The following is a 23,461-nucleotide window of genomic DNA, read 5'->3' as shown; positions in this document are numbered from 1 at the left end:
ATTTTTCACACTTTCCTGTTTTTGGCTCAGCTTCCATTCGAAATGATATTTTCTATAAACCTTAAAAAAGGTATTGGTCATCAACTGAGAAAGATAGTTCCAAATAAAGATTATATCCCATGTTCGGGTGAACGAGCACGGTAGTCGCAATCAATCGACTTATCTTTAACAACAAAACACCATGACACACGAGACCTATATGCAAATGGCCATCACAAAGGCCAAAGAGGGGAAAAGCGCTTCTACCGGAGGTGCTTTTGGGGCGGTAATCGTATTAAAAGATCAAGTGGTGTGCGCCGTACACAACCAAGTAAAAAAGGAACAGGACATTACGCAGCATGCGGAGCTACACGCCATTCAAATTGCGGCTAAAAAACTGGGTAAGGATGGCTTACAAGATTGTGTGCTATATACCAGTTGCGAACCTTGTATGATGTGTTTGGGAGCCTGTTATTGGGCGCAGTTTAAAGCCGTTTATTTTGGGGCCTCTGCGCAGGATGCCAAGGATTATGGATATGTGTATTCCAATTGTTACTACGAAATGGATAGCGACCAGCGGCACAAGGAATTTAGAATGACGCAGCTATTGGCTAAGGAGGCCATATCGGTTTGGGAGGAAAAGGGTGTTTCTCGTTAAGTGAAATGGGAAGGGTTAGAATTCGATACTTTTTCCATCGCCGATAAAGGTTTCAAAAACGATAGAATGGAATTTTAGATTTTTCACGTTCATTATATTCAGTTCAAAATGACATCGGGAGTGATTGGGTCATTTTGACTCAGCTCAGTGAACAAGCTGTGGACTGGCCGATCAAGGCAGTTTTTTTACTAGAAAGCTTCTCGATACATTTTCGACTTCACTACCGTTCGTTTGAAAACACTCGAAGTGACAGAATGTTTATTCGATATTTTTTGGATTTCTATACTCGATTCGAAATGACATATTGGTCAATTTGTGAATCAGGTAACCGTTCGACACCTGCAAGCTATGGTCTACAAAATGATGATCATTCTGTACGTATTCTTCGCTCTAACCAAAAAAACAAGCACATTCCTGCGGCGTAGCAAAGTAAGTCCCAAGGGTCTTGTGTATAGCGCGCATTTATAATGGGCAGATATCCTTCGAAGTAGCCAGCGAATAGCAGGGTGACTGTGAAGCACAACATAGGGGGCAATTGCAATCTATTGTCCGATTTTATAAATCGCGCCCCTTCCAAACAAATTTTCAGTACAATGGGCATACACAAGAAATCGTTCAGATAATTATTTGCTAGCGCTGGAAGGGATATCTCCAAGCGTTGCGCCAAATAGATCAACACCGCAAAGAGTGAAAATACCTGAAAATAGTGTTTTTGAAATGTTAGAAAGACCTGCTTCATCGGAATGGTTTCAAATCCTAAGCCGCAATATATCCAAAAACCAACGCTAAAAAAGAACCTATGGCCAGTACCACAATCCAAATCGAGTAAAAAAAGCGGGCGGTATACCGGATGACTATATTCTCATGTTGCTTTGCGTCTTCAAAAAAGAGGGTTATTTTATTTTTTTTCTTTACCTTTTGGGTTTCTCTCTTTTCCTTTGCCTTTTGCTGGCGTTCAAGCTTTCTTTTTAAATTAATATTGATTATTTCCCCACAGTTTTTACAATAATCCCGATTTAAATTTTCGGTTCCACAATTTTGACAGGTTCTATAGGTGTCTACGGACATTTATTTTTAGTTGTTTTCGGGTTTATATGTATTGACTCCGAAATTCTTTTATTGATATTATAGACCATTACTCTAACTATTCAACACCGCCAACACCCGGTCTGGGGTAAAAGGTAGGTGCCGCAAGCGTTTGCCCGTCAATTTTAAAAAGGCATTGGCAATAGCCCCGGCCACCATGGGGGTAGCGGTCTCGCCCACACCTTCCGGATGTTCTGCTGAGGGAATAATCACCGTTTCAATACTATCGGGTACTTCCTGCATGCGCAAGAGTGGATAATTGTCGTAATTGCTTTGTTGTACTTGGCCATCCACCAAGGTAATCTGTTCTTTGAGTACGGAGCTGATGCCCATAATAATGCCCCCTTCCATCTGGGCCTTTACATTGTCCGGTTGTACCACCACACCGGCATCCAGGGCGATCCAAAAATGGTGCACGTTGATTTTTCCCGTGTTGCGGTCCACCGAAATTTCACATACGCCGGTTCCCAAGGAACCATGTTCCACAAAGGCGACGCCTTTGGCCCGACCTTCGGGCAAGGGAGCTTCCCATTCCGAAATTTCGGCCACTTTTTCCAAGGTAGCCAGAGCGCGCGGGGAATCGGCCATCAGTTTTTTTCGCAATGCCACGGGATCTATGTTCTGGTCCTGGGCCACCTCATCCATCATGGCCTCAATAGCAAACTTATTTGGGCCATGCCCCACGGAACGCCAATGTTTTAGACGTACCCCATGCGAGGCTTCCCGCCATTCCACCCATTGGTTGGGGATGGCATAATGGTCGTTTCGGGTTCCGCCGGCCACCAGATTGCCACCATCGCCCACCACACAGTGCGAGAAACCGCTGAGGTTTCCTTGGGCATCGGCACTTACTTTGAGTCGCTGTAACGTTAAGGGTCTATAGGCACCATAGCGTACATCATCCTCTCGGGTCCAAATCAACTTTACGGGCTTGGGTGCCATTTCCTGTGCAAGGCGACCACATTCCAGGACAAAATCGTTCATACTACGTCGTCCAAAGCCTCCGCCTAAATATTGCAGGTGAATGTTAACGGCTTCGTGGGGAATGCCCAAGAGATCGGGAATCCCCAATTTGGTATCCGCACCCTGTTGGCTACCTACCCAGACTTCGGCACTTTGGCCATCAGCAGCTACTTTAACCACCGCGTTGAGTGGTTCCATTTGGGCATGGTATACGTAATCGTTCTTAAATTCGGCCTCATAGGTTTTGGCCGCCGTCCGAAAAGCTTGGTCCACATCTCCCACTTCATTAACGGTATTTCCCTTTTCTTGGGCACTGGCCATTTGGGCATACACATCGTAAATTTCCTGCGAGTTGAATCCGGAGGCCTGCGCATCGCTCCATGAAATGTTAAGCGCTTTTTTGGCTGTCAAGGCAGCCTCCAAGGTATTGGCCACAATACCAATAGCATAGTCAAAAGGCACAACTTTTAAAACACCATCCATGGCCAGGATTTCCGATTCGTTGTTCAGGGTGGGTTTGGCCCCATGTAAGGCACCCCGTTCCAAAACACCATAGACCATATCGGGTAAACGAAGGTCGATGGCGAACTGGGCACTGCCGTCCACTTTTTGTGGGATTTCCGTACGGGGTATTTGACTTCCGATTAATTTAAAATCTTTAGGATCCTTTAATCCCCCATCATTAAAATCGGGCAAGGTTTCGGGCATGGTCAAATAGGCTACCAAGTCACCATAGGATATTTTTTGCCCGCTTTTTTCGTGAATGATCGTACTGGAACCCGTAGTCAATTCTTCGATGGGCACCTTCCAATGAGTTGCCGCGGAATGTAGCAACACATAACGGGCCTGAGCCCCCGCTTTGCGCATTACGGTATAATAGCTATTCGTGGTGCGGCTGCCCACAGTGAACATAAGCTTGGTGCCGGGTTGCCATCCCGGGGAACCGTAAATGTCCGATTCCTGGGGAGAAAATTCTACGTTCACGTTGGACCAATCCGCATCCATTTCTTCGGCAAAAATGACCGGAAGTGCCGTCATGGATCCCTGGCCCATTTCTGCCGCGGGATTGTAGATGGTTATCTGGCCATCTTCGGTGATGCGTACCCAAGCCGTGACGTCGTGTTTTGCGAATTGGCCCTGCATGCCTTTGGCATCCGTACAGGAGATTAAATTGGGCAATAGTCCCGAAACTCCAATAAAAAGGGCCGCTCCTCCAGAGGATTTTAGAAACTGCCTGCGGCCTACCGGTGCTATTGTTTTTTTGCTGATATTTTTCATGGCCTTAGGAAGTTGTAGTGGTTTGTTCCTTGGCCATTTCTATGGCCTCTAGGATGCGTAAATAGGTGCCACAACGGCAAAGCACCCCGTTCATATGGCTTTTGATTTCTTCTCGTGACGGATTCGGATTTTTTTCCAAGAGTGCGGCCGCCTGCATGATTTGCCCCGATTGGCAGTAGCCACATTGAGGTGCCTGCGCTTTTACCCACGCCTTTTGCAAGGGATGGTCACCATTTTCAGACAGACCTTCTATAGTCTTGATTTTCTGTCCATTGGCCACATTGTCCACTTGAAGGACACAGGCCCTGACCGGATTCCCATCCAAATGGATGGTGCAACTACCACATTGCGCGATACCGCAACTATATTTAGCACCCGTAAGTCCCAAGTGTTCCCGCAATACCCAAAGTAAAGAAGTGCCTTGGGCTACATCGACCTCATATGAGGTTCCATTAATATTCAGTGAATAGGTAGCCATAATCATTTAGTTTCCGTTAAGTTAGCAAAAAAAGAAAAGCCGTTTGGCCGGTAGCTGGAAACTTTAAGGATTCCAAAAGCATTTATTGGTGGGAATCGGTCAATTCAAATTCGCCCTTCATTATTTTTATGACGTTCATCAACGACCTGACATTGTGATAGTTTACCTTCCAAATCTGGGCCTTGGCCTTTTTTTCCGCTTCTGGACTTTTATCTAAACCAGCGTCAAACCAACCGTTATAGGTATGGTCTATCAGATAGGTGTTAATATAGTGCCATTGTTTCTCAAACAACTCGTAATAACGAGGTTCTTCAGGATACAGTTTGGACATGAGCAACAGCGTGTTCAGACATTCTGCCTGCGTCCACCATACCTTCCGGGTGTCTTCAATGGTTCTTGTATTGGTTTCGCCCCAATAGTAACCCCCTTCGTAAAATCCACCTTTTGAGCTGTCCCAGCCCCAATCCAAGGCATGGTCTACCATGGTTTTTGCCTTCCCCATGGTAAGCGTATCGTTTTTCTTGCCCAGCACATGGGAGGCTTCCAAGAGTAAAAAGGCGGTTTCTACATCATGACCGAAGGAGACATGGTCCAAGAAGAAGTTTTCTTTGCGGACACTTTCCGTAGAATCTTTATAGGAAACGGGTGTCCAGTCCCGTTGCAAGTGCAGGGTGAGATAGCCTTTTTCCGTGGTGATGGTATCCCTAATCAGCACCAAAAGTTCTTCCAGCCGTTCTTTTACCAAGGCATCGGGCCATACCTCATATAAAGCTGTAAAACTCTCCAATAGATGTATCGACGAGTTTTGATCCTTCCAGTTCTTCCGGATATAATTGTCATAATTAAGATCATTTTCAGTAACATCTAACATCCAGGAACCATCCATTTGCAACACATCAAAATAGCCTCCATATTCTGGATCATGGGCATGTTCTTCCAACCAATGGAAGGTTTTTTTTGCCAAATTCAAAGCTGTTGTATCTTTTGAGACCTTGTAATATGTGGCCAGTCCGTAAATGGCGAAAGAATTGCCATAGGCGCTTTTCCCAGTGGATAATAGCTTCAGGGAATCCCCTTCTACACCTAACAGGGTATGGAAACCACCGTGCTGGGAATCCCACATATGATCTCTTAAGAACTGATATCCGTGTTTGGCGATTTGCTGATATTTGGGGTCATTGTAATACATTGCCAAGGTGGAGGCGGTCCAAACATGCCGAGCCTGACTCACCAACATCTTGTTTTGCTTTCCAATCTTGTCCCATTTATAATCAAAGTCCGACCAGAATCCCCCATGGGTGCTATCGACAGTCTTTGGATACCAGACCTTCGCTAAGGTATCCAATGAAGCTTCCAATGCCGTGAGGAGTTCTTTTTTAGGGTCTTTATTCTCACTAGGAATTTCTCTACAGGAAAAGCATAGCAATGAAAAGTATACAATCAGAAATCCATAGGAACTATGTAGAAATAAAGTGTTTTTTAAACTCATATGTCAGGCCAAGAATGATTATACCTAAAGCTACAGATTAATTTTCAAAGAAATAGGAGGTAGCTTTTCAGGAGATAATGGAAGGTTTTTCTATTGGTTTCTCACGGTCTTTTCAGTCGACTTCGACTCCCTTCGGCTGCGCTCAGGGCGAGCCGCTCAGTCTGACAGGCTCGAAACGGTATTTGGTTCACTTTAGTCATTTCTAAGGAGCTTGCGACTGAGAAATCTCATTTCATAAGCCTAGATTTTTCACATTCATTACATTCAGTTCGAAATGACATACTGTGTTTAACTAGTCATTTCCACTGAGTTTTGATAGGAGTCGGGACTAAGAGAAATCCAAAAAAACTATCTTTTCTGTCCAAGAAGCGTTGTTTCGTTTTAGTAAAACTTAGTGGATTGGTTTTCCGATACTTTTTCCATCGCCGAAAAAAGGTTTCAAAAAGAATAGATTTGAATTTTAGATTTCTCACGCTCCACTCTGTTTCGGTTCGAAATGACATTTGGTTCAAGTTAGTCATTTCGACGGAATCCCTATTCCCATCGGGAAGACAAAAAATGAACACAATTATTCTTCATTTTCTTTACTTGCCTAAAGAAAACGAAGCAAAAAGAAAGTGTACTTTCCAGTAGGAATTTTTACTTCGTAAAACCCATCTCGAAACTCGGCCGTTCCGTTGCACGGAACAGGTACCTTTCCGAGCTTTCTCGATGTATTCTTCTGGAAGGGGAATCAAAAATTCGGTATTTGGTCATTGTCCGTCATTTTTCCAAGCTGCTTTTCCCAAGTTGGAAATGCCCATATTTTTTACCCAGAAAAAGCTCCCCTCCCTGAGTAGGGAGGGGTCTTTCGCTTTAGTGAAATGGGGAGGGTTGGAATTCGACACTTTTTCCATCGCCGAAAAAAGGTTTCAAAAATGTTGGTTGGAATTTTAGATTTCTCACGCTCCTTATCGGTCGGTTCAAAATGACATTTGGTTTATTTTAGTCATTTCGACAGAGTCCCCGATGCCCATCGGGACTACGGGAAATCCACAAGAGCCTTCTTCTCTTATTATTGAAGGGTGTTTCTACGATTTTCTGTTCGAGTGGCTTCCTGAAAGAGACGTTGTATCGAGAACCCTTCGGCTTCGCTCAGGGCAGGCTCCTTGTTTACCCGAATGCTTATCGATACAAATTTTCTCGTACCTCAAAAATTCACTACCAATGACATAATTCTTAACATAAAAATTGCCGGATATTTAGATTGCATCTATACTCGTGGCTTTCCCTTCATTTTTTTCTTGATAAAAAAACGAAGCAAAAAAATCAAGTTGAAAATAGGCAATTGCTGCGCACCATTCACTATCGGGTTTACATGCGTTGTGCCAACGCACCGTACTTCCAACCCTTCGTTCATTATCGCTGATTTTCAACGGACACTACAAACTCTAATTTATAAATATAGAACCACCATTGAAATCTACACACTCCGTTCAAAAAAATGCCATTCACATTTCAACGAAAATTTTTTCCAAGGGCTCGAAGTGACGAACAGACCGTGGTATTACAAAACAAAAACCTGTCACTCTTGATGACAGGTTTAGATCGAAATCATTGCTATTATCGCTGTGCCAGCTCCAGATTAAGATTGTTCCAGACCAGTATTTTGGTCTCTTTGCTCATCTTTTCCCACTCGGCCGCTTCATTAAAGTTTTCCCCTATTTCCTTTTTATAGCGGATTTTTCCAGGTACGCCATATTGGTCTTCGGGGAAAATGAATTCCTCCCAGTAATAATAGACCCCTGCATCGGAAGTTTGGGAAAGTCGGGCCACTTGGTGCAGGGCGCCTTCCTGTTGAAAAAGGTAAATGCCACCGCCTTCGACCCCACAGGCTTCAGCCAGATAATCTATAAATAGGATTCCCTCAATATTCGGGAGACCCTTATTTCCCAAAGCACTTAAATAGAACTGGCCATTGGCCAACCGGGTGGATTTTTCGATAAAACTGCCATCGTTCTTTAAGGAGCGTATCAAGAGATAATCCTCATCGCCCGTTTTGCTCCGCCCGAAAAGATGGACCACATCATTTATCACCTTTTTTTCCAAGGAAATGAGTCCGCCAAGGACATAGCCCGCTACGCCCTTATAGGTTACCCTGTAAAATGGGTGGTCAACGCCTTTATAGGGCCATGAGTTTTCGTGCTTTTCTTGGATAACCAAAGGCGAACCTATGGAAAGGGTTTTCAGCACTTTGGAATTTGTGGTAGGCGCTTCCCGTAGTTGTACCTGGTCGCCAAATAGGTACACGGTCTGCCCGGGTTCAAAGCCACAATCTTCATAGATACAGTGCACTTTTTCTTGGGCCTTGGTAGACAAACAGATGGTTAGTATGGTAAGGATGGACAATATCTGTTTTGCTTTCATCGTAAAGAAATTTAATAGTAAATAAAGAACGTTGACCTAGCTAATGGTCTGTATGAACCCGGTTCCTTATACCTACGTGATGCTAAATATCAAGAGCCGACAATATCGATGAAAAGTGTTGTTTTGTGGATGAACTACGGTATTTATAAAACCATTAACAGTGATTTTAGGGTAGATCATGGCTAAATAATGAACACATCCCTCAAGATCAAGAACCCAATAATCCCGATTCTATCAATGGAATCCGAAACGGTTCCGTTTCCGCATTGGTATGTTCCCTAGCAAAAATGGCAGCGGCCTTTTCCAAAATTTCGGGGTGCTGGGCAGCGACATTTTCGGTTTCGGCGGGGTCCGTTTGTAGATTATAAAGTTCCAAAGTGGGACTTTCGTCATCCTTTAAATGTTGACGTACCACTTTCCAATCGCCCATCCGAATGGCGACCTGACCCCCGTATTCCGGGAATTCCCAAAAAAGGAATTCATGCTCCTCCTGTCCTTCATGCTGTAACAACGTGGGTAAAAAACTGATACCATCCGTGTCCGAAGGTTTTTCATAGCCGATTAAATCGGACAGCATAGCCATCACATCATACTGTACCGAAATATGGTCCGTCTTGGAACCTGCTTGAATATGGCCCGGCCAACTGGCGATCATTGGAACGCGGATACCTCCCTCATACACAAAGCCTTTTCCCTTGCCCCGTTCCTCACCAAAAGGTCCGGAGCTGTTGAAGAAAGTGCCATCGGTTCCTCCAGTGAAGGTGACCCCATTATCGGAACTAAAAATAATCAGCGTATTCTCATAAAGGCCTTCTTTTTTAAGGTGATCGATAAGTTTGCCTACATTCTCATCGAGATAGGAAATCATGGCTGCATAGCCTGCGCGTGGATTTTGATGGGGAAAATACCCCTTGTCGCCCAAATAGGGTTCTTCCGGACCAAACTTTTTCTTGTAATAGTCCACCCAGCGTTGCGGGGCCTGTATCGCATTATGGGGTATGGGCGTGGCCCAATAAAAAAAGAACGGGTCTTTCTGTTGGTTGGAAATAAAGTTGATCATTTGGTCGAACATCAAATCAGGGGCGTAGTCCTTTAGGGTATAATCCGCATAGCTTGCGGGGTCATTGGGGTCCGTTCCGTCTGGAAATCTGGTGGACGGTGCAATGGTATCGTTCTGCAGATGTACCCTATTTTCATTGTGATACAAATGAAGGGGATAATATGTATGTGCCTGCCTTTGGCAATTATAGCCAAAGAAAAAATCGAACCCCATTTTCGTGGGAATGGACTCCGTATGCGGGGCTCCCAAGCCCCATTTCCCCACCATGCCCGTGGCATAGCCTTCTTCCTTGAGTTTTTGTGGTAATAGGACTGTGCCGGAAGGAATGGGCCGCTGCCCCTCTAGGGTAGAATCTTTGGCCATTGCCCGATAATCCCATACATCGCCCCGTACACCCCACTCATCATTGCCTCTTATATAGGCATGCCCGGAATGTTTTCCGGTCAATAACATGTACCGAGCCGGGGCACAGACCGGCGCACTGGTATAATGTTGGGTAAAAAGCATACCGCTTTTGGCGAGGGCATCTATGTTTGGGGTTTCTATTTTTTCCTGTCCATAGACGCCTAGTTCACCGTACCCTAGGTCATCGGCAAGAATGTAAATTATGTTTGGTTTTTGTGGTTTGGGAGCTTCGGTTGTTTGTTCCTCTTTACAGCCAAGTATCAAAAGGGAGCATAAAAGCAGGGAAAAGGTCGGTTTCATGGTGTTCGATTTTCTTCCTACAAGCTACTAAAAATTGGCGGATTTGTTTTGGATGGAGATTAATGCCGAACGACCCTCCCCGTTCCGCTCTCGCGGAACGCCCCTCCCTGACCAGGTAGGGGAGCTTTTCTTAGTTGTAAAAAAAGGCAAGTGAAATGAATTGATGTTTAGGGGAAAACGGCTTGGGCGATGTGGACCAAGGACTGCTTGGATTTTAAGTATCCCACTATCAGCCTAGCTTTATTTGGATACTTTTTCGGCAATGGAAAAAGTATCGGAGACAGACCCCATTTTCTCTGCTAGGTATCCCTTTGGGCAATCTTTCCCACAACGGATACTTCGCTTTGCTCAATAAGATAAATCGGTGTCTGTTGTCATTCTTATGACGGGCATAGCGAGGAAGAAGAATCTATTTATTGCCCGACCCTCCCCGTTCCGCTATCTAGAAACACCCCTCCCAGAACCGGGTGGGGAGCTTTTTTTGTGTAGAAGAAGTTAGTGGGCAACTATTTTGTTTAGGCCTCACATCCTTTATCGGCATCCTTGACACCAATTTTTCTAAGGATATCTTCCATCAAGCACCATTTGGTAAAAGAGGATTGCAACAAGTTGGCTCCAACGAATACGGTGAACCATAACCAATTAATGTTAACATAGAGAGCCAATAGTACGCTAATGATGATAAAAGTACCGGCAATTGCACGAATATATCTGTTGATCATATTTTTTGGATTTAGTTTTTAAATTGATTTTTCAATGGGGACCACAACAGCTTTAATTGGGTTATTGGTTTCCATCTTACTGTTGAATTCCTTAATGAGGCCGAAAAGCTGGTCGATATTTTCATCCTCCGTAAAGGAGAAGAAAAGGCTGGACTCCACACCGCCTTTTTCGCTGGGGAACCAACTGGCGGTTCGTACCATGGGCGCAACATTTTTATAGCCGTCAATATCGGAGCCGCTATAGCTATCGATATGTGCTTTTTTAAACATTTGAAGGATTTCTGTATCGAACTCCTCCACTACGGTGACGATCAATAGTTTCATCTGTTTATATTTAATATTAATAAAAGGTCAGATGCAATTCGCCAATAACCATCAAGGTTGGTATCAAGACTTGTTATGGCTCATTTCATACGGTTAAAATTCAAGTTCAAATTTCAAGTTCAAGCTCAAATGTCAAGTTCAAGTCCAATTGTTTTCATTTCAGCTTCCTATAACCAATTTATATCAGCTACATGGTTTCACTCGTTCTGGAAGTTGAAGCACCATCCAATCCCTGAAAATCAAATACTGTCAATCTCATCATCCGTTGTTCCTCCTTCGGGGGTAAGGGAGCTTTCCGGATAATTCTTCTTTTCGATCATATAATACACCAAGGGCACTACCAATAATGTCAATACGGTAGAGACAATGGTTCCTCCCATGAGGGAGATAGCCAGGCCTTGGAAAATAGGGTCAAAAAGGATGACGAATGCCCCGATAACCACCGTTCCTGCTGTCAATAGGATGGGGGTCGTACGTACGGCGCCCGCTTCAATGGCCGCCTGTTTTAAGGATACGCCCTCGGCCAAACGCAGGTTGATAAAATCGATTAACAAGACCGAGTTCCGCACCATGATACCTGCCAAGGCAATCATCCCAATAAAAGAAGTCGCAGTAAAGAAGGCACCCATCAACCAATGCCCTAGGATAATCCCGATTAAGGACAATGGAATGGCCACCATCATGACCACGGGCGCTTTAAAGTTCTGGAACCATCCCACGATCAAAATATAGATGAGAATAATGGCCCCCATAAAGGCAATGCCCAAATCACGGAACACTTCCAAGGTAATCTGCCATTCACCGTCCCATTTCACGGTATAATCATCTTCATATTCGGGCTGGCCCAAGTATAGCTCGTTCATTTCATAGCCTTGTGGCAAAGGAATTTCCTTTAACTTCTCGTCCATACCCAAAATGGCATAGGCGGGACTCTCCAATGCTCCGGCCATATCCGCTATGACATACACCACTCGTTTCTGGTTCTTACGGTAGATACTCTTAGCACTGGTGACGGGCTGTATATCGACCAAATCGGCAATGGGAACCATATTCCCTTGTTGCGACTTTACCTTCAATTGGGCAATGTCCGTTATGGTAGATTTCTCCTTTTCATCCAAGGCCAATACCAATCCCACCTGCTGAACGGCGTTCTCATCATATAGATTCGCAATAGGTCTATTGCTCAATGCCATATTCATGGTATAGGCTATCTGTTGTGGGGCCACCCCATACAACATGGCTTTTTCCCGATCTATGACAAACTGATACTCTGTTTGATCCGATTCTACCATCCAATCGATATCTACCACATCTTGAGTGTTTTTCAAGATATCCTGAACATTATCCGCAATTTGCATTTGGGTATCGTAGTCCGGACCGTATACTTCCGCCACGATGGTGGAAAGTACAGGGGGTCCTGGTGGTACCTCTACCACCTTTACATTGGCATTGTATTTTGAGGCGATGCGTTGTATTTCAGGTCGTAGCAATTTGGCAATATCATGGCTTTGGGCACTTCGTTCGCCCTTGTCGATAAGGTTTACCTGAATATCCGCCACATTACTACCGCCACGAAGATCGTAGTGCCGTACCAAACCGTTGAAGGTAATGGGGGCGGAAGTACCTACATAATTTTGATAGTTTACCACTTCTGGCCTGGTGGCCAAGTATTGGGAAATTTCCTGGGCTACGACTCCGGTACGTTCCAAAGTAGTACCTTCTGGCATATCGATGACCACCTGAAATTCATTCTTGTTGTCAAAAGGCAACATTTTTACCGCTACCGATTTTGTAAAGAACAGCAACATAGACCCTATGAGCAAAAAGAAGGTGAATCCAAGGAACATCCAACGTTTTCCCTTGTGCTCGATCAAGGGGCGCTCAAACTTGTCATAAAATTTATAGATCAATGTATCCTCCAAGGGTTTTTCCTCTTTCTCCACGGTCTCCTTTTTGTCCTTTTCACGTAGGAAGATATATCCCAAATACGGGGTGATGGTCAAGGCCACAAAGAGCGACAAGATCATGGCGATGGATGCACCTATAGGCATTGGCGCCATATAAGGACCCATCAAACCGGATACAAAGGCCATGGGCAATACCGATGCAATTACGGTGAAAGTTGCCAAAATGGTTGGGTTACCCACTTCATTGATGGCATATAGGGCGGCCTGTTTAAAGGGTAGCCGTTTCATCTTAAAATGTCGGTGCATATTCTCCGCTATGATGATGGAGTCGTCCACCACGATACCTGTTACGAATACCAAGGCGAAAAGGGTGATTCGGTTCAATGTATAATCCAGCATGTAGTAGCTCAACAAGGTCAAGGCGAAGGTAATGGGCACCGAAAGGAATACGACCAAACCGCCGCGCCATCCCATGGCCAGCATGACCACAAAGGTCACGGCAATGATGGATCCTATGAGGTGCAGCAATAATTCTGATACCTTATGCGAGGCCGTTTCGCCATAGTTACGGGTGACTTCCACATGCACATCGTCCGGGATCAAGGTAGTTCTTAAATGGTCCACTTTATCTATGATTACCTCTGCTATTTTCATGGCATCCGCTCCCTTCCTTTTGGCTACGGATAGGGTTACGGCAGGATATTCGGATGGATATCCCGAAGCTTTTTCACTGGCCTGGCCAAAGCCCAGACTCACGTAATTTTGGGGTATCTCCGGACCATCGATAATTTCTGCCACCTGTTTGAGATAGACCGGTCTATTCTGTTGTACGCCCACGACCAGGTTTTCCACATCGGTTACCGATTCCAAAAACTTTCCGGTACTCACTAAAAATTCGGTATCGTTTCGGTCAAAACTACCCGAATTCAGTTGGGCGTTGTTGCCTTTTATCATTTCGGAAACACTTAGGAAATCCAGCCCACTGGCGGCCAATTTATCCTTGTCCAGAACCACGCGTAATTGTCGGTTTTGCCCCCCAATTTTATGGGTCACCGCCACATCGTTGACTTTTTTGATTTCCGCTTCCAACTCCTGGGCCATTTGCCCCAATTGATAGCCGCTGTAGCTTTCGCTCCAAAGGGTCAACCCCAACATGGGCACGTCATCTATGGCGCGGGTCTTTACCAAGGGAAAGGTCACCCCCTGTGGCATCTGGTCCATGTGCTTGTTGATCTCGTTGTAGAGCTTTACGAAAGAGCGCTCAATATCTTCGCCCACATAGAATTGCACGATGACCATTCCCTGTTCCTTCATGGACGTGGAATACACATATTCCACCCCCTTAATGTTACTGATGAGCTGCTCCAAGGGTTTTATGACCCTTGATTCCACTTCGGTTGGGCTCGCCCCGGGGTATCCCACAAAAATATCGGCCATGGGCACATCGATCTGTGGTTCTTCCTCCCGTGGGATCAAAAAGGAGCTATAGACCCCAATGACCATAAATACGATCATTAGTAGCACCGTTAACTTACTGCCTATGAACATTTTGGCAATCTTGCCAGCTAAACCTTCCTTCATTTTATTTTTTATTAGTTGGGCGTTTTCACCTGCCAATGGGGCAGGCGGGCGGGCTTTCCGTTCATACGCCTCCCTGCCAAGGCAGGTGCGGGGTAACCACTGCAATCCCTAACGCGTTTCCTTTTATTGTATCGCCAATGTTGCTCCGTTGTACAGTTTTCCTTCCGCGGAAACTATGTATTTTTCATCCTGCGTAAGACCGGACAACACCTCTACCTGATCGCCAAAAGTGCGTCCCAATCGCAACCATCGCAAGAGGGCCGTATTACTTTCACTAACGGTATACACACCGGTGAGACTTCCGTTCGTCACCAAGGCATCCGTAGGTATCATAATCGCGGCATTGTTCGTTTTTTTGGTTACCGGGAACTGTACGGTGGCATACATTCCGGATAGTATGGGAATGTCCGTTTTTTCCAAAACCACCTTTACCAAATACTGTCCTCCCGTATTTTTAGAGGAGGAACTTACCTCGGTCACTTTACCTTTTACATTTTGCCCCAAGGATTTGATAAGGACGTTTACAGGGGTATCATTTTTTATTTCAGTGATTTCGGATTCCGGAACCATGGCCAACACTTGGTAGGTTCCTGGCGCCTCTACTTCCAAAAGGGGCATTCCGGGGTTTGCCATATCCCCGGCATTGATAAATTTATTGGTCACCACGCCGCCAAAGGGAGCTCGAATGTTCGCATAGCCCATTTGTGCATTCACCTCGTTCTTCATTTGTTTGGCCGACTCCAATCGGGCCTTGGCCATAGTATAATGTGCCGTAACGTCATCCAGTTCCTTTTGGGAAGCACTGTTCTCCTTAAAAAGGGCGGTAAACCGGTTATAATCCTTTTCGGCATTGTTATAAGCGGCGGTTGCCTCGGCAATATGGGCATTCACTTGGGCCAACTTGGCGGATACATCCGCATTGTTCACGCTCAACAAGAGCTGCCCGTTGGTCACTTTTTCACCAACCTGTACGTATATTTTATCCACATACCCCATCATACGCGTACTGATGTTCGCACTTCTGGCCGCTTCCACCTTGCCGCTTACGGTAAGGAACGGGTCATTGCTGTTTTGTGTAACGGTACTTGTGGTAACCGAAATGGCAGCACCTTTGGTTGCCACAGCTGTTTTTTGGTCGTTTCCACAACTGGCAAATATGGTGAGTGCCGCCAAAGCCATTACTGATATATAAAGTTTATTTTTCATGTTTCTTCTTGTATTTGGTCTTACATTAACCTGTATTGATTATTAAATTTTTGTCAGGAACTGTACATATGCCAAGGCATAGTTGTGTTCAAAAATGGTCCTATAGTATTCTAGAGTTTTTTGGGAATATTGGGTTTCGGCCAATAACAGGTCGGTCGTTTTTTCCAGGCCCTGCTCAAATCGGTTCGTACGGATCCGTAGGGATTCTTGGGACTGTTCCAAGGCCAATTGGGTAAGCCTTAACTTATTCTGGGCGTTCTCCAAGTTTCGTTTTGCCCTGTTCAGTTCCAGCGCACTTTCAGATTTGTATTGCTCCAATTGTAGTTTGGCCTTGTCGTATTCGGCCTTGCTTTTCTGTGATTTACCAAACCGCTTGCTTCCTTCAAAAAGGTTCCATTTGAGTTCTGCCCCGAACAAATATCCATCAGCATCGCCCTGAAAGACTTCATCGTCATGCATTTCATAGGTGCCAAAGGCATTCAATCTGGGGAGAAAGGACATTTGATCCGCCTTGTGCATTTGTTTGTAGGCCTCGGTAGCGGAATCCATAGCCAAAATATCCTTACGGTTTTCGGAAAGCGATACTGCATCGATGTCCGAATAGGACACGGAGAGGGAGTCCGTCGGTTTCAGCACCGCAGTACGGGTCTCGTTCATGAGAACCGATATATAGTTGCTGGCATTGAGGACATTGCTCTGGGCATAGTGCAATTGGTTGTCTATTTCCGTGACCCGTACCTGAACGGCCAAGACGTCCGACTTCTGTAGGTATCCCTGGGCAAAGCTGTTTTCCGCAATACGCTGGTTTTCCAAAGCGGTTTCCTTCGCTTTTTCCAATACGTCCACCGTTTTATAGGCAAGTTGTAATTGCATATAGGCTTTTTCAACTTCAAGAGCCATGTAATCGCCAGTGCGTTCCGATTGCAATTCGGTAGCCGTCCACTTCGCCTTGGCAGCCTTTCGTTGAAACATACCGTCCACGTTGATCAAGGGCTGTTGTACTTCTACCCTGGTGGCATAGTCCTCTATTTGCCTGGGGTCGTTCAATAGGGTTGGGTCGAAGTCCGCCGCCGTAAGGATCTGCTGGTTCAATTTGGAACCAAAGGCCATCAGGGGATTTGTAGTGGCGATTCCCGTATGGGAAACACTTATGTTCGGCAATAAAACTGCATTGGTCTGCAGGTAATCCCCTTTGGCGGCAAGGGCATCTTGCGCGGCAATTTTAAGAGTATTATTGGCCTGCATTACTTTTGTCATAACTTCTTCCTTCGTAATGGGCGTGGTATTTTGACCTATCCCAAAATAGCAGGAGAAAAGAATAATATATCCTAGTAGGTATTTCATTGTTGTAATATATTTTGGACAAAATTAGATTGGGGAAATAAGCTGTGCAGTAACATTTGTTACCAAACCCATATGGCAGGAAAATGGATACCGATTGTTGGTTTTATAAAACGGACATTTCTATGGTTATCAAGAATTAGTATGATTTCATATATTTACTAGATACCAACTTCATAAGGAATTTCAAATATGAAAATCACTACCCTTATAATCGCCATGATGCTGCTGGTATACGTACATCAGGAACCAAAAGCCTATACGCAGAAGCTGTTTGGAAGCGATTTGGAAATTGAAATGGTTGCGATTCCCTCCGGTTCGTTCCAAATGGGAAGTACCGATCCGGAAGACAAAAATGCGTATCCACAAAGGAAGATTTCTGTAGATGGTTTTTGGATGTCCTCCAAGGAGGTTACCTGGGAGCTTTACCGCGAGTTCTTAAAACGGGAATTGGATGGCGCTGCCATGAAGAACGAAACTATTGAAATCGATGCCGTTACCGGAGCAACCATCCCCTATGTGGATATGGGGTTGGGCATGGGTTCCGAAGGTTCCTTGCCAGTGGCAAATGTAACCGTGCTAGGCGCATCACAGTTCTGTAAATGGCTTACCGCTTTGACCGGGGTATATTACCGATTGCCTACAGAGGCCGAATGGGAATATGCTGCAAGGGCCGGAAGTGCTGGACCCTATTTTTTTGAGGATGATGGAAATCTAGAGGAGTACGCATGGTTCGATGAAAATAGTGGAGAGAGCTATCACGAAGTAGGACAAAAGAAACCCAACCCATGGGGCCTCTATGACATGTATGGCAATGTGGCCGAGTGGACCTTGGACCAATATGTTGAGGATGCCTATACGAATGACCAGGTATTTCATCCTATTACAAAACCGTATCCTACTGTGGTTCGAGGAGGGTCATTTAAGGATACGGCCGAAGAAGTAGGTTCAACGGTCCGTATGGGGTCTGATTTGGTATGGAAGGTACGCGACCCCCAGTTTCCCCAAAGCAAATGGTGGAATACGGATGCCGCCTTTGTCGGGTTTAGAATTGTAAGACCAATGAATGTTCCCGAAATAGAAGAGGACAATACGTTTTGGATAAAAGCCAACTGATTTTTAAATACCCTAAGCATAACATGTTAAAGTAACAACAGAACCATCAATAAAAACAACAAAGCAAAATGAAAAATACACGCAGGGATTTTGTAAAAAGGAGTACCATGGCTTCGGCAGGATTGGTATTGACCCCTTCACTTGAATCAAAGGGAATGTTCAATATTTTCAATGAAAAGAAATTAAAAGTAGCCTTGGTAGGTTGTGGAGGAAGGGGTTCCGGTGCCGCAAACCAGGCCCTACAGGCCGATGAAAACATCGAATTGGTGGCCATGGCCGATGCTTTTGAGGACAGGCTCACCGAAAGTTACAACAACTTGTATGAGAAGTACAAGGATACCAGTAAGTTCAGCGTAAAGGAGAAAAACAAATTTGTAGGATTTGATGGCTATAAAAGAGCCATTGACCTTGCGGATGTCGTCATTTTGGCAACACCGCCGGGATTTAGGCCCGCCCATTTCGCCTATGCCGTAGAAAATGGGAAGCATGTATTTATGGAAAAACCAGTGGCTACTGATGTTCCCGGCATTCAAAAGGTACTAAAGTATGCTCGGGAAGCCAAGGACAAAAACCTAAAAGTGGTAGTAGGGCTGCAGCGCAGGTATCAGGAAAACTATTTGGCCGCATTGGAGGAAATTAAAAAAGGCGCGGTTGGTAAGTTAGTGGGAGGACAGGTGTATTGGAACAGTGCCGGGGTATGGGTACGGCCAAGAAAACCGGAATATACGGAGCTGGAGTACCAAATGCGCAACTGGTACTATTTTAATTGGCTCTGTGGGGATCATATTTTGGAGCAGCACATTCACAATATCGATGTGGCCAACTGGTTTTTGGATGAATTTCCCGTTTCGGCACAGGGTATGGGAGGAAGACAGGTACGTACGGGCAAGGACCATGGGGAGATTTTTGACCATCACTTCGTAGAGTTCACCTATCCTAGCGGTGCTGTCATTTCCAGTCAGTGCAGGCATCAGCCGGGTACGTACAATAGGGTAGCGGAACAATTTCAGGGAACCAAAGGATTTGTTAGTACCAATGATGCCGCTGCGGCCTTCTTATATGATCTGGAAGGGAACGAAATAGGGAAGTTTGAAAATTCATCCGGGCATAACCCGTACCAGGAAGAGCATAACCGCTTGTTCAAGGCGATTCGCGAAAATACAGAACTTAATAATGCGGAATACGGTGCCAAAAGTACCTTAACGGCCATTATGGGCCGTATGGCCACCTACAGCGGGGAGGTTATCAAGTGGGAGGATGCCATGCAATCCACGCTCCAACTGGTGCCCGATGACATGACCTGGGATACCCCACCACCGGTACTACCAAAAGCAGATGGATTCTACGAAATCCCGACACCGGGCAAGACGAAGGTTTTGTAATCATTTAAAAAGCTTTTTGCAATGAGGCTGTCCAAAAAGTCACAATTCCATTCATATGTCACATCGAGCGCAGTCGAGATGCGTTAAAAACCAGAAAGTTATAATTCTCGACTCGGCTCGAATTGACAGTAGAAATGACTTTTTAGTCAGCCTCTTTTCTTTATATATAAATCGATAAAAACCGCAATGATATATTGCCAATTTGGAAAAAGTCGGAAGAACAAGGGCAAACCAAGCGTTTCGGTTTTAATACTTCCAGAGGAATGCTTAAATTCCTGACTCAAATCAAACTAATTCAAAAAATGAGTTCAAAATCAACAGGATACAAGGTCATGATTATGACCGCAGTAGTGTTACTGTCATGTCTTTTCCAGACCATGGCACAGAATGTTCCCTCCCCCAAGGATGTTTACGGTTTTAGGGTGGGTGACGATTATAAACTGGCGGATTATGCCCAGATAGAGGATTATCTGGGGAAATTGGCGGCTGCCTCCAATAGGGTGAAAATGCAGGAGATCGGTACCACCGTCCTGGGCAGAAAAATGTACATCCTATTTATTTCGAGCGAAGAGAACCTGGCTTCCCTGGACAAGTGGAAGGATATCAGTGCAAAACTGGCCCGAGTAAGCGTTTCTGATGATGAGGCCTTACAGTTATCCGAAGAAGGTAAAGCTATTGTATGGGTCGATGGAGGCATGCATTCCACGGAACTGGCCCATGGTCAAATGACCTCTGAACTGGCCTTTACCCTTGCCACTTCCGAAACTACGGAAATGAAAAAAATCAGGGAGAATGTCATTACCATCCTCATGCCCGTAATGAATCCGGATGGGCTGGATATTGTTGTGGATTGGTACAAGAAGAATTTGGGAACACCCTATGAAACTTCGCGTCCGCCAATTTTATATCACTATTACATGGGGCACGACAATAATAGGGATTGGTTCATGAACACCATGCCGGAAACCTATAACGTCACCAAAATTTTATACAATGAATGGTACCCACAGATTGTGTACAATCACCACCAATCATCCCCTGCATGGACAAAAATTTCCATACCTCCCTATGCAGATCCGGTTAACCCAAAAATACACCCAGCGGTTACCGCCGCGGTGAGCGAGGTCGGCTCCGCCATGTCCAAGCGCTTTTCCTTGGAAAACATGCCTGGAGCCATTGCGGACAACTTCTATACCATGTTTTGGAACGGCGGTGGAAGAACCGTGCCCTACTACCACAATATGATCGGTATCCTGACCGAAACGGGTCATACCACACCCACCCCTCGTTTCTATGACCCTGAAAAACTGCCCAAAACCGTAGCAGGAACAACTCCGACCGATGGAACTGATATCATGTATCCCGATCCATGGAAAGGTGGGGAATCCCATTTTAGGGATGCCGTAGATTATATGTTAACGGCTACCTGGGCGACTTTGGACCTTGCTGCCGATAGAAAAAGCAATTACCTATACAACATCTACAAAATGGGCGCTTCGGCTATTGAAAAAGCCAAAACCGAAGGACCATTTGCCTATGTCATCGGGACCGACCAATGGGACCATTTTGAAGCGGTCAACTTGGTGAACGTGCTCCTTAAAGGCGGTATCGAAATTGAAAAGGCGACCAAGAGTTTTACCGTTGGCGATAAGAAATACGAGAAGGGATCCTATGTCATTTATGGCGGACAGGCCTTTAGGCCTTATTTATTGGACTTGATGGAAAAACAGAACTACCCTACACGTTTCCAGTACCCAGGGGGTCCGCCGGATACTCCCTACGATTTGGCCGGTTGGACCCTTCCCATGCAGATGGGCGTGACCGTGGATAAAATAAAGGATTCTTTTGACGTCAGCACCGAGAAGGTCACGGATGCGGCAACTTACAAGGAGGGCGATGTGGACGGTAAAGGTTCTTTTGGATTCGCCCTGAGCGCCAATACAAACGTTTCCGTTATGGTCACCAACAAAGTTTTGAAAGCTGGAGGAACGGCCTACAAGACAAAAGAGGAAATGAAGATTGGTAAAACGTCCTTGCCCGCAGGTTCCTATATCGTTTCTGGGGGCAGTGCATCCGTTGCCGAATTGGCAGGCCAGTACGGTTTGGAAGTTATCGGAATTGCGGATAGACCGGAAATCGGGCTTACAAAAATCCACTTGCCCAAAGTGGGACTTTACAAATCATGGGTGTCCAACATGGATGAAGGATGGACACGCTTTGTCATGGATGAATATGAATTTGAAATGGATACCTTACACGATAGGGATATCCAAACGGCCGACCTGTCCCAATACGACGCGCTAATCATTCCTTCGCAAAGACCTGGGTCTATTTTACACGGCCATTCCAATTTGGAAATGCCCGAAAAGTTTACCGGAGGTATCGGTTTGGAAGGTACGGTCGCCCTTAGTAAATACGTAAAGAACGGAGGAGCCCTGTTGGCTTTTGACGAAGCCAGTAACTATGTAATCGAACAGTTTGGATTACCCCTCAAGGATGCTACAGAAGGGGCGGACAGTAAGGATTTCTTTATTCCTGGATCATTAATCAAAACGGGAATCGACACCAAACACCCATTGGCATTTGGCATGCAGGATACCGTTGCGGTTTCCTTCAATAGGAGTCGGGCATTCACAATCGACAAACAAAGTAAGAAAGGCGAAGGTGGAGAGGAGAAAATTGCCGATGCCCCTGCGCCGGACGTTGAGGTAATCGCTAATTATGCCGCAAAAAACTTGTTGATGAGTGGCTGGGCCATGGGCGAGGAAAAATACATCGCTAAAAAACCCGCCATGGTCAAAGTGGCCTATGGCGAGGGCGACGTTATCCTGTTTGCGTTCAGGCCCCAATTCAGGGCACAGCCCAGGGGCACTTATAAACTGATTTTCAATGCGCTGTACGAGGGAGCATCGGAATAGTTAAAACAAACGAGAACGGTAAAGGCCTGTCAATGTAATGATAGGCTTTTTTTATATCAGGGCACTAAATATTGTACTTGAAATTTGGTGTTTTGTAGTTATCCCACCATAATCAAAAGGGCCCCCAAAGCGGTCAGCACCAAGATCATTTTCCGAAAGAATTCCTCGTTTATCAATTTAATGATGCGGATGCCCACAAAGAAACCCAAGAAAATTCCTGGTAGCAACTTTACGTTGAGCATCAAGGATTCCCAAGTGATGGTCTTCCAGACAAAGAAATGAAATGGCAACTTTAATACATTGACGATCAAAAACAGCCAAGCTGCCGTGCCTATGAAATGATTTTTGGGCAAACGCATGGCCAAAAAATAAATATTGGAAAAGGCACCTGCCAAATTTCCAACCATCGTAGTGATACCCGCCAAGGTACCAATGGCACCCGAAAACGTCCAATGCGTGGGAACGGTCTTCACCTTTTTTCGATCCCACCAATACATCATAAATACGGTAATGATGATGATTACGGCCATCCCGATCCTAAAAAGACTTTCCGGCAGGTCTTTCCCAATGAATACGCCTATAATCAACCCGAATACCATCCAAGGAAGCACCTTGAATACGTAGCTCCATTGCGTATGCCTGTTGTAATAAATGACCGCGAAAATATCGGCCAAAATCAGTAAGGGAACCACCATACCGGTCGATTCCTTGGCACCAAAGGCCAAGGCCATAAAGGTGACATTAATGACCGCAATACCCTTAATTCCGGCTTTGGACATCCCAATTACAAAGGCAGCCAGCGTGGCCAAAATCCAGGACGTTAAAGAAATTTCCATGGTACGAAAGTAATTACCGAACGGTT

Annotated in this window: 16 protein-coding genes; 4 read left to right on the top strand and 12 right to left on the bottom strand. The window is 45.3% G+C overall.

Annotated elements, in window-relative coordinates:
• The first annotated feature begins 181 nt into the window (after window positions 1-181).
• Window positions 182-637 carry a nucleoside deaminase gene (locus tag ACZ41C_RS06885; RefSeq protein ID WP_138256721.1) on the top strand — a complete coding sequence of 152 codons (456 nt, stop codon included), beginning with the start codon at window positions 182-184 and terminating at the stop codon, window positions 635-637.
• A 367-nt stretch (window positions 638-1,004) separates the two neighbouring features.
• Here the strand turns inward: ACZ41C_RS06885 and ACZ41C_RS06880 are convergent, their stop codons facing one another.
• The 11 genes from ACZ41C_RS06880 to ACZ41C_RS06830 all read right to left on the bottom strand — a co-directional run bounded on the left by ACZ41C_RS06880 (window position 1,005) and on the right by ACZ41C_RS06830 (window position 17,186).
• Window positions 1,005-1,376 carry a hypothetical protein gene (locus ACZ41C_RS06880; protein WP_138256722.1) on the bottom strand — a complete coding sequence of 124 codons (372 nt, stop codon included), beginning with the start codon at window positions 1,374-1,376 and terminating at the stop codon, window positions 1,005-1,007.
• Between the two features lie 401 nt (window positions 1,377-1,777).
• Window positions 1,778-3,964 carry a xanthine dehydrogenase family protein molybdopterin-binding subunit gene (locus ACZ41C_RS06875; protein WP_464565075.1) on the bottom strand — a complete coding sequence of 729 codons (2,187 nt, stop codon included), beginning with the start codon at window positions 3,962-3,964 and terminating at the stop codon, window positions 1,778-1,780.
• Between the two features lie 4 nt (window positions 3,965-3,968).
• Complete coding sequence (locus ACZ41C_RS06870) at window positions 3,969-4,442, bottom strand: (2Fe-2S)-binding protein (protein ID WP_464565073.1); 474 nt, start codon at window positions 4,440-4,442, stop codon at window positions 3,969-3,971.
• Between the two features lie 82 nt (window positions 4,443-4,524).
• Window positions 4,525-5,931, bottom strand: a complete 1,407-nt coding sequence (locus ACZ41C_RS06865; RefSeq protein WP_464565071.1) for an AGE family epimerase/isomerase — start codon at window positions 5,929-5,931, stop codon at window positions 4,525-4,527.
• Window positions 5,932-7,533: 1,602 nt separating this feature from the next.
• Window positions 7,534-8,337 carry an SH3 domain-containing protein gene (locus ACZ41C_RS06860; RefSeq protein ID WP_154917798.1) on the bottom strand — a complete coding sequence of 268 codons (804 nt, stop codon included), beginning with the start codon at window positions 8,335-8,337 and terminating at the stop codon, window positions 7,534-7,536.
• 208 nt (window positions 8,338-8,545) lie between these two features.
• On the bottom strand, window positions 8,546-10,102 hold the full coding sequence (locus ACZ41C_RS06855) for an arylsulfatase (protein ID WP_464565068.1): 1,557 nt from the start codon (window positions 10,100-10,102) through the stop codon (window positions 8,546-8,548).
• Window positions 10,103-10,617: 515 nt separating this feature from the next.
• The gene (locus ACZ41C_RS06850) at window positions 10,618-10,824 is read right to left on the bottom strand and encodes a YgaP family membrane protein (protein ID WP_464565066.1); all 207 of its coding nucleotides are present in this window, start codon (window positions 10,822-10,824) and stop codon (window positions 10,618-10,620) included.
• Window positions 10,825-10,842: 18 nt separating this feature from the next.
• On the bottom strand, window positions 10,843-11,148 hold the full coding sequence (locus tag ACZ41C_RS06845; RefSeq protein ID WP_138256730.1) for a hypothetical protein: 306 nt from the start codon (window positions 11,146-11,148) through the stop codon (window positions 10,843-10,845).
• Window positions 11,149-11,387: 239 nt separating this feature from the next.
• The gene (locus ACZ41C_RS06840; RefSeq protein ID WP_464565063.1) at window positions 11,388-14,636 is read right to left on the bottom strand and encodes an efflux RND transporter permease subunit; all 3,249 of its coding nucleotides are present in this window, start codon (window positions 14,634-14,636) and stop codon (window positions 11,388-11,390) included.
• Between the two features lie 123 nt (window positions 14,637-14,759).
• On the bottom strand, window positions 14,760-15,842 hold the full coding sequence (locus ACZ41C_RS06835) for an efflux RND transporter periplasmic adaptor subunit (RefSeq protein ID WP_464565061.1): 1,083 nt from the start codon (window positions 15,840-15,842) through the stop codon (window positions 14,760-14,762).
• Between the two features lie 42 nt (window positions 15,843-15,884).
• The gene (locus tag ACZ41C_RS06830; RefSeq protein WP_464565059.1) at window positions 15,885-17,186 is read right to left on the bottom strand and encodes a TolC family protein; all 1,302 of its coding nucleotides are present in this window, start codon (window positions 17,184-17,186) and stop codon (window positions 15,885-15,887) included.
• 189 nt (window positions 17,187-17,375) lie between these two features.
• Here ACZ41C_RS06830 and ACZ41C_RS06825 point away from each other — a divergent pair, with 189 nt between their 5' ends.
• The 3 genes from ACZ41C_RS06825 (at window position 17,376) to ACZ41C_RS06815 (ending at window position 22,599) form a co-directional block, all read left to right on the top strand.
• On the top strand, window positions 17,376-18,299 hold the full coding sequence (locus ACZ41C_RS06825) for a formylglycine-generating enzyme family protein (protein ID WP_464565057.1): 924 nt from the start codon (window positions 17,376-17,378) through the stop codon (window positions 18,297-18,299).
• A gap of 68 nt (window positions 18,300-18,367) precedes the next feature.
• Window positions 18,368-19,681, top strand: coding sequence for a Gfo/Idh/MocA family protein (locus tag ACZ41C_RS06820; protein WP_464565055.1), 1,314 nt, complete (start codon window positions 18,368-18,370; stop codon window positions 19,679-19,681).
• A gap of 302 nt (window positions 19,682-19,983) precedes the next feature.
• A complete protein-coding gene (locus ACZ41C_RS06815; protein WP_464565053.1) occupies window positions 19,984-22,599 on the top strand; it encodes a M14 family metallopeptidase in 2,616 nt (871 codons plus the stop codon).
• Between the two features lie 98 nt (window positions 22,600-22,697).
• Here ACZ41C_RS06815 and ACZ41C_RS06810 read toward each other — a convergent pair whose 3' ends face one another.
• The gene (locus ACZ41C_RS06810; RefSeq protein WP_154917807.1) at window positions 22,698-23,435 is read right to left on the bottom strand and encodes a sulfite exporter TauE/SafE family protein; all 738 of its coding nucleotides are present in this window, start codon (window positions 23,433-23,435) and stop codon (window positions 22,698-22,700) included.
• Between the last annotated feature and the right edge of the window lie 26 nt (window positions 23,436-23,461).

It is taken from the genome of Maribacter sp. C-4077 (genome assembly GCF_055378385.1).
Note: the sequence above shows the minus strand (reverse complement) of the source record. Positions and strands in the feature narration are given on the sequence as shown.